This window comes from Microcystis sp. 49638_E5 (assembly GCF_021300285.1).
Classification (GTDB): Bacteria; Cyanobacteriota; Cyanobacteriia; order Cyanobacteriales; family Microcystaceae; genus Microcystis; species Microcystis aeruginosa_C.
This window is the reverse complement of the sequence record NZ_JAJTDH010000134.1, coordinates 1-6,991: the sequence shown is the minus strand read 5'-3', so window position 1 is coordinate 6,991 and position 6,991 is coordinate 1. Positions and strand designations below refer to the sequence as shown.

Below are 6,991 nucleotides of genomic sequence, written 5' to 3'. Positions count from 1 at the left end.
CAATCTATGTCTTTATGGCTCCGATAAAATGAGTGCAGTTAACGAGATTTTCACCCTTTGGGCGCTGTGGGAAAATAAAAAGCCGCCATCAGATCAGGGAATAGTAATTAAAGAAGGGTATTGGATGGGGCTGTCACCTGAAATGATTCGAGTCCTAACAGAACTCTTTACCCTAGGGGCTTTAGATATTGAGAATCTATGGGCTATCCTAAGCAATTCGGGGGCATTACCATCAGTAGATATTCAGGCAATTCTAGATAAAGTGCAGGGTAATCAGGAGGCGATCTAATGCCAGCAGGATTTACTATTAGCAATTCTTACGATGTCAGAAGTTCTACAGTGGCAGGATTTAGAATTTCTAAATCCCCCGTAGCCACCCCATCCCTAATAGAAATTATTGAACCTTTAGAAATTAGCACACCTAGGGTAAAAACTAATCTAATAATTAATCCAGATCCTCTTTTTTCCATTGCCAGAATTATCAATCTTTCTATCTCTCAATCGTGGCGAAATCCTCCTAGTGGGAGCTTGACGGTTAGATCCCACAAGTCCAAGCTGTCAGAACTTCTAACTTTTTTTGTTCCAACTAGAGCGATTTCTTGCTATGGGATTGATTTTATCTGTGGTGTGTCTTCTGTAGATTTTTCCCGTGAAGCTGTACAGGTATCGGTGCCACTGCAAAGCCCTTACTCAAGTCATGGGGATACGATTAGATGTCCGATAGATAAACCGATTCAAATCAATTTAGGGTCTAGTGGCACAGGGGGAACTAGCAGAAGAGTTAGATCCTATTCTTTTAGCTATGTTGCTAGGCAATCCGATGTTACGATCATAGGCGGCGTTGATAATTTCATTCCTATTAGTGGACTTGAACCCGATAGCAGTGAAACAATTACGCTAAGGGATTTAATCCTTGACATTGCCACAATTCAAGGTAAATTCCCAGATTGGAATAATGTGGCAGGAATTACTTTAAAAGACTTTAGAACCGAACCAATTTATACCCTCTACGACTGGGAAATAAAAAGTTTAACCTACGAGTCAACGGGTGGGTTTGGTGCTTTGGTAGATGGAATCAGATTAGCCAAAGAACTCAACAATGCAGAATTAATAATAGATAGAACCGTAGCAGATAATGAAGAAGAAGAGGGAGAAGAATCCCAAGGATTTGCGATAAACATAGAAGGAGATCCAACCCCAGAAGTTCCCCCCACTATTAATCGGGGCTTTTTTCAGGAAGCTTATTCTAGTGATTACCTAAGAGTTCCTACCCACGCTTTTGACAGTGGAGGGATTACAAAAACCAAAAAAACAATTAAAAGCTTTAACGGGGAGACTGTAGAAGAAATAGAAGAAACCTATGGATTCGTATATAATTCCCTTGATGTTTTTGTGATTAATGTCACATCCTCAAATCCATTCCGTTACAATCAAGAATTTTTAAATCCATCAATTGACGTTCACTGGGAACAAGTATCTTATGAGCAAAAAGTATATTCCCATGACTCAGAAGGGAATTATACTGGGTTTGCTTCTACAGGTTGGAAATTACAAAGATTTAAGCAAGAAAGCGAATCATTAGAATTATTGGCTCTCAAAATAGAAGAATTAAATCCCACTACAGACGCAGATCGTTTAACCGTTATTGCCCAACTAATAGAACTTTACACAGCCCAAAGACTGCCAATCAGTAGCAGCCAGATAAACTTCTTAGGGCGCATGGACGATCATTATTCTGATATTACAGATGATTCTAAGTATGTCAAAAAAAGCTTTTTTTCTCAATCAAATACCCAGCTAGTACCAGATCCAGAAAGCACAGACGATGATCCATTGCCTCCTATCGTGGTAGGAGAAAATAAAACAGAAGAAACCTATACCACAGTAATATCTCCTCAATCTAGTAACTCTCCTCAAGTGCCAGAACGATATCAGGTAAGAAACTTTAGCACCGATTCAAGCGGGCAAAGTTTTAGAGACTCAGCTTCAATCAATCAAGTTTCAACCTCTACAGGAAGACCTGCTACGGTTTCTAAACTTTCTAGAGAAGTCCCTGAGCCAAGAAATCCCACGGTAGATAATAGAAGATATCGGGTTAAAACTCCTGATGCTTTACCCCAGTTAAATGCCTTTATCACAACCGAATCAATCGGCTTTACTGGAGGAACAACTTACGCCAAAGTTTTTCTAGGGGCACAAACTCAAATAAGCCACACCAATACTGAACAAGCCTATACTATAACCGTTGAATTACACAATAGAAAACCTTGGACTGTAGGAGAAAGAATTAGGTGGAACTCTCAAGTATGGACAATTTTATCTATTTCTGAGGTTCAATCCGTCAAACAAGACAAACAAGTGTACTGTGATACCTATGCTCTAACACTAGGTAAATTCCTAGATGTTTCAGTATCTTTGATCTAATCAAAAAACATCTTATTTTAATTTGTCATCAGTATTTCTACTGAACTTTTGAAAAACCCTTGACAGGGCTTTTTTAGTATGAAATTATAAAAATCAAAGCAAAGAAAAACCCGCGCTGGCGGGCACAAGTCAAACATGAGGACAAAACTAAAGATCGAAAAGCAGATTATTCACACTGCCTCTAAATTGTACTCTTTTGAGATCGTTTGTGCCAGTCTTTTTTCTTATCGGCACAATTACTCTTATCTCACAAGGGAACAGGCTAGGGCAGAACTAGCCAAAACTGAAACCATACTTAAAAATAGCTGTAAATGGCAGAGGATGCAAAATGCGTAGTTCTAACGAGCAGTGCTGGGAAAGAACCCACAGCTGGGGTGATAAAGCCCCCGACCCTGATTGGGACGAGGAAATTGAAGCTAATGGATGGGAGACAAAGCCCGTCGTCTCTGCTAAAGTCAATAAATCAGAACAAAAGGAGTTATCCCATGAGGATTAATGAGAAATTTTTCGCAATAACAAGGGATAAAGCCCTAGCCATGTACCAATCGGGCTACCTAACCGCCGCAGGGTATTTAGTTGCCATCAAAGGGATTTTGGTTCCCGATAACGTCGATCTTAAAATCCCTTCTATATCGGGGTTTTGCCAAGAGTGGGGATTGCCACGCTCTAGCTTCTACCGGGGGATATCCAAGCTTGAGAAAAACGGGCATGGGCGGTTAGAGCCGACGGGTGAGTCCGTGTTTTCCTGCCAAGGACTTAAGTCAAAATCGGCTAAAGTCAAGCCCAAAAAGCAGGACAAAACTTCTGATTTGGAGTGCCCCACATCTGGGAATGAGTGCCCCACATCTGGGAATGACTGTCTTACATTCAAGACAGTCGCGCCTGAAAACCCGCAATAGGAAAGGGTTTTGGAAGCCCTCAAAGAAAGAGAAATACTAGAAGAAGATAATTTTACTTATCTCTCTCTAGATCCGGAGCGCGCGAGAGAAAAAAAATTAGAAAGTGCGATTGAAATTTTTTCGGAAGAAATTTCTTCTCAAGAGGGGAGCTCAGATACGGCTTACCTGTCAGATCCTGAATATCTGCACTTTAAAGCTGTTTATGACAAAACCGCCCTTGTGATCAAGAACCCAACCGTACTGGCTCAAATGAGAGTCCAATATTTGGGTAAATGGGAAATACACACAAGCCCATCTGAACAGGTCAAGATTGACGCGCTAGAGCCAGATCGTGAAATAAAAGAGGTTATTACTCAACCCGTCTCTTTAGCCAAAAAAATAAATCCGATTGTGGATGAAATTTCCGCTATTGCGAGTGATTCTCAACTAGCTACAAAGAAGGTAGATCCTTTCTTTCCTGCCAAGAGTGCGATTTCGTACAAAAGGGAGATAGCCAAAAATTCGATTACGATATTTGCCGACGTGGAAAAGGAAGACGAATTTTACGAACAGTATCGTCACTATCTCAAAGCCACCAACCCTAAGCTACTACCTGGTCAGATTGAGGCTATAGCGTTGGCCGCATTAAAGCGAATCAACTCATCTGCTACCAATCCTAGCGATCGCGCAATTCTCAAAATGTGGGAATCAGGGGAACTTAAAGACTTTGTGGGAGCCAAGTTTGACGCTATGGCTACTAAAATATCCGATGCCTTGGATCGAGTAGCGTCAATGGGTCAAAAACCGCATTATCAGCACACCTAGAGGATTAACATGATTTCTAAAGAAGATTTCACTGTAGCAATTGCTATGTTTGGAGAATATTACAACTACGACTACACGACTAACGGGATGGCTTTTGAGCAGTGGTATGAGGTATTCACTCAACTAGAAAAGGATGAGCTTTACCCCTGCCTAAAAGCCGCAATAGCCAAGTTCGCCCGACGGCCGCTATCCCCACTAGAGGTAATTGAGAATTTTAAGCCTACTCCTAAGAGTGACTTAATCGCGTGGGAAGAGTGGAAGTCAATTCAAAACGCGATCCGATTTCCTGATAATGCTTTAATTCTCTCTCCCATGGCTGAACTTGCATTAGAAGCTCTTGGAGGCATTCGTACCATATCGGCTCTACCCCAAGAAAAGCTAAGTTACTCTGCCAACAACTTCGTTAGGCTCTGGCTGATGTATGAGGAGTCCCTTAACAACGGAACCCGTCAATTACCTAATCCAAAACTGCCAGAAGTCAGGGAAATTTACAAGTCCCCATTTGTTGACGAAATGCCTAAAATTGATATGGATTGGTGGCATAAAACTATACAGAAAAGGATGCCCAAAGAACTCCTGGCCAAGCTCAACAAAGCACGATTAGAGCAATCGGAACTTGTAGAAAACATCCCTACTCAAGTGGATGGATTCTCTACTCCAAAAGACAATCTCAAGATTCAAACTTACCAATAAAACAAACATAGAGGACTAACAAAATGCAATCGCCTAACATTCCTAAATTTCCTATTGGTTCACCCGTTGAATTAAAAACATTGTGGAAACGTGCCACAGTTTATAAGTCAATTTGGAGCAAAGAAATTGGTCAGTATGCTTATCTTTTGGTAGGAGAAGATATTAATCCTAAAGCTTTTTACAAGGAATCCATCTTAGTAGCAGGAATCCCACATACTCCTAACTATCAGGAGGAAAGAGACGGAGCAATCTATCGAATCTACCTTGATTGTTCTGGCGGTAATTATGCCTATTTTCTGTGGCAAGATGGGAAATTTATTCATAAAGGAGCTTACAATTTTCTCCAAAAATCGGAGGCATGGAACGCCGCGCTAAAACGGCTTATTGCGATCCTAAATGCTCAGGAGGTACAATGAAACCAGACGAACTACTGAAAATCATTGCCCAATATGCTAGTGATAAGGGATGGGTTTTTACTTATAGGCAGGGACAAACTGCCCATAGAATAATCACTCTCACCGAACCAAATGGGCGAAAAAGGACTGCGACAATTTCCTATGGCAAAGGGAAAGATATGCCTTATCACACTGCCGAGAAAATTATTAAGCAACTAAAACTAAAGGGAGAGATTGCATTATGATCGTGTTAATTTTATTGAGTTTAATAATTCCGTTTTTGATGATTCTATCTGCTCAAAAACGGAATTATGAGACAGAATTAGACAGAATATTAACCAATTGCGACCATGACGTGAGCATGGCAAGAACAGAGGAAACAAGGCTAGAGCACAAGTGTAATTCGCTTAACCATCAAAATTTTGAACTCAAAGCAAAGCTTGAAATTCAGGAGCTAAAAGTTATGCGGTCTTGTCGCAATTGGAGTAAAATGGCTCAACTTAAATGCGCCATCAATCCTAATGGTTCCTGTTTAGAATGTCACGATTATGAGGTGTTAGGAAAATGACAGATTCTAAATTTGGGGAACTAACTTTGGAGCAGAAATTCAACTTAGAAGCTCTAAGGGTAAAATCATCTACTTTACCTACCGATATCCTTAAGGATACAATCGTTCAAGAGTATATCAAGATGATTTATCTTGATGTTTTTTACAAGCGGATAATTAAAGAAAAATGGGGGCTTGAAAATGGATCTAAATGAGTCGACAACGCTAGAGCAAAACAGAAAGGTTTGGCTAAAATGGCAAGCAACCAGTCCCGAAGATGTAGCAAGTTTATCTGATGACGAAATTATTTTGGCGTGGGAAACTGACTGGAAGATAGCGTCGGGGGAAATAGAACCATGACCGCTAAAACCTACCTAGGTAAACCATGTCCAAAAGGACATCAAGACGAGAATGGGCAAAACTTACGATATCTTTCTAATTTTGGCTGTGTTCTTTGTCATAATCGAACTAAATTTGAGAAAAGACGGGATGGCAGAGATCAGAAATATGTTGACAAAATAATAGCCAATCGTAAAGAGGCTAAACTTAAGGGGGAAAAACATTTTTTAGGCGGGTTGTGTGGAAGGGGACACGACTATAATGGAACGGGATTCTCTTTAAAAAACACTCAGACCAGAAGCTGTGTAGAGTGCAAAAAACTAATAGATAAGAGTCGGAGGAAGTTAGACAAAATTGTTTTGACAGACGAAATTGATGATCGTTTTTTTGTCGGGCAGCTTTGCAGAAGGGAACACAGATACAATGGGCTAGAGGCTTCATTACGAAGAAATTGTAATAAATGTTGTGTGGAATGTTCGAGGGCTTCTAATATTAAATACGAAGAGAACAGTCCGCCGCGCAAGCATAGCTCTTATGATATCGAAATCCCACAAATTCCTAAATCTGTAGATCATCAGAAAATGTCTGAGGATTACGACAACAGGATACAGGCAATTAAACGATTTGAATATCAATTAAGAAAGGAGATGGCAACATGACAAAAAATCTTTACACTCAGGAAGAATTAAAACAAATCGAATCATGGCTATTGGAAGGGCTTTCCTGCCAAAAAATTGGAGGAATGATTGGCAAATCGGAGTCCGCTATAAATCAGCTTCGATACAAGCGGTTTCCCCACGTTCCTAGGTTACAATCACGGTTTAATTGGTCTGATGAAAATTTGGCGATCGCGCAAAAAATCCTTGACTCAGATGGCGTAAAGGCTGTAA

General features: G+C 40.4%; 12 protein-coding genes. All 12 read left to right on the top strand.

Features of this window, described 5'->3' with window-relative positions; all coding sequences use genetic code 11:
• Positions 1-289: hypothetical protein (locus LW728_RS21915; RefSeq protein WP_287768243.1), on the top strand; the 289-nt coding region annotated here is incomplete at its 5' end.
• The gene (locus LW728_RS21910; protein WP_287768241.1) at positions 289-2,424 is read left to right on the top strand and encodes a hypothetical protein; all 2,136 of its coding nucleotides are present in this window, start codon (positions 289-291) and stop codon (positions 2,422-2,424) included. The genes LW728_RS21915 and LW728_RS21910, both read left to right, overlap by 1 nt.
• Before the next feature lie 328 nt (positions 2,425-2,752).
• Positions 2,753-2,920 carry a hypothetical protein gene (locus LW728_RS21905; protein ID WP_287768239.1) on the top strand — a complete coding sequence of 56 codons (168 nt, stop codon included), beginning with the start codon at positions 2,753-2,755 and terminating at the stop codon, positions 2,918-2,920.
• Between the two features lie 412 nt (positions 2,921-3,332).
• Complete coding sequence (locus LW728_RS21900) at positions 3,333-4,127, top strand: hypothetical protein (RefSeq protein WP_287768237.1); 795 nt, start codon at positions 3,333-3,335, stop codon at positions 4,125-4,127.
• Between the two features lie 9 nt (positions 4,128-4,136).
• Positions 4,137-4,820 carry a hypothetical protein gene (locus LW728_RS21895; RefSeq protein ID WP_287768235.1) on the top strand — a complete coding sequence of 228 codons (684 nt, stop codon included), beginning with the start codon at positions 4,137-4,139 and terminating at the stop codon, positions 4,818-4,820.
• A gap of 23 nt (positions 4,821-4,843) precedes the next feature.
• Positions 4,844-5,236, top strand: coding sequence for a hypothetical protein (locus LW728_RS21890; RefSeq protein ID WP_287768234.1), 393 nt, complete (start codon positions 4,844-4,846; stop codon positions 5,234-5,236).
• The gene (locus LW728_RS21885) at positions 5,233-5,460 is read left to right on the top strand and encodes a hypothetical protein (protein WP_287768233.1); all 228 of its coding nucleotides are present in this window, start codon (positions 5,233-5,235) and stop codon (positions 5,458-5,460) included. The genes LW728_RS21890 and LW728_RS21885 overlap by 4 nt, the downstream gene beginning before the upstream one ends.
• Positions 5,457-5,783, top strand: a complete 327-nt coding sequence (locus tag LW728_RS21880) for a DUF6464 family protein (RefSeq protein WP_353845718.1) — start codon at positions 5,457-5,459, stop codon at positions 5,781-5,783. The genes LW728_RS21885 and LW728_RS21880 overlap by 4 nt, the downstream gene beginning before the upstream one ends.
• Entirely contained in the window at positions 5,780-5,977 is a 198-nt protein-coding gene (locus LW728_RS21875) for a hypothetical protein (RefSeq protein WP_287768232.1), read from the top strand. The genes LW728_RS21880 and LW728_RS21875 overlap by 4 nt, the downstream gene beginning before the upstream one ends.
• Complete coding sequence (locus LW728_RS21870; RefSeq protein WP_287768231.1) at positions 5,964-6,122, top strand: hypothetical protein; 159 nt, start codon at positions 5,964-5,966, stop codon at positions 6,120-6,122. Before LW728_RS21875 ends, LW728_RS21870 begins: the two co-directional genes overlap by 14 nt.
• The gene (locus LW728_RS21865) at positions 6,119-6,760 is read left to right on the top strand and encodes a hypothetical protein (protein WP_287768229.1); all 642 of its coding nucleotides are present in this window, start codon (positions 6,119-6,121) and stop codon (positions 6,758-6,760) included. The genes LW728_RS21870 and LW728_RS21865 overlap by 4 nt, the downstream gene beginning before the upstream one ends.
• Positions 6,757-6,991 (top strand): hypothetical protein (locus LW728_RS21860; RefSeq protein ID WP_287768226.1); only part of this gene is annotated, 235 nt, incomplete at its 3' end. The genes LW728_RS21865 and LW728_RS21860, both read left to right, overlap by 4 nt.

What these genes read in the sequence shown, in the direction of transcription:
- LW728_RS21870 (WP_287768231.1), top strand. Translation starts at nt 5,964, where the DNA reads ATGGATCTAAATGAGTCGACAACGCTAGAGCAAAACAGAAAGGTTTGG.
- LW728_RS21910 (WP_287768241.1), top strand. Translation starts at nt 289, where the DNA reads ATGCCAGCAGGATTTACTATTAGCAATTCTTACGATGTCAGAAGTTCT.
- LW728_RS21895 (WP_287768235.1), top strand. Translation starts at nt 4,137, where the DNA reads ATGATTTCTAAAGAAGATTTCACTGTAGCAATTGCTATGTTTGGAGAA.
- LW728_RS21885 (WP_287768233.1), top strand. Translation starts at nt 5,233, where the DNA reads ATGAAACCAGACGAACTACTGAAAATCATTGCCCAATATGCTAGTGAT.
- LW728_RS21890 (WP_287768234.1), top strand. Translation starts at nt 4,844, where the DNA reads ATGCAATCGCCTAACATTCCTAAATTTCCTATTGGTTCACCCGTTGAA.
- LW728_RS21905 (WP_287768239.1), top strand. Translation starts at nt 2,753, where the DNA reads ATGCGTAGTTCTAACGAGCAGTGCTGGGAAAGAACCCACAGCTGGGGT.
- LW728_RS21880 (WP_353845718.1), top strand. Translation starts at nt 5,457, where the DNA reads ATGATCGTGTTAATTTTATTGAGTTTAATAATTCCGTTTTTGATGATT.
- LW728_RS21875 (WP_287768232.1), top strand. Translation starts at nt 5,780, where the DNA reads ATGACAGATTCTAAATTTGGGGAACTAACTTTGGAGCAGAAATTCAAC.
- LW728_RS21865 (WP_287768229.1), top strand. Translation starts at nt 6,119, where the DNA reads ATGACCGCTAAAACCTACCTAGGTAAACCATGTCCAAAAGGACATCAA.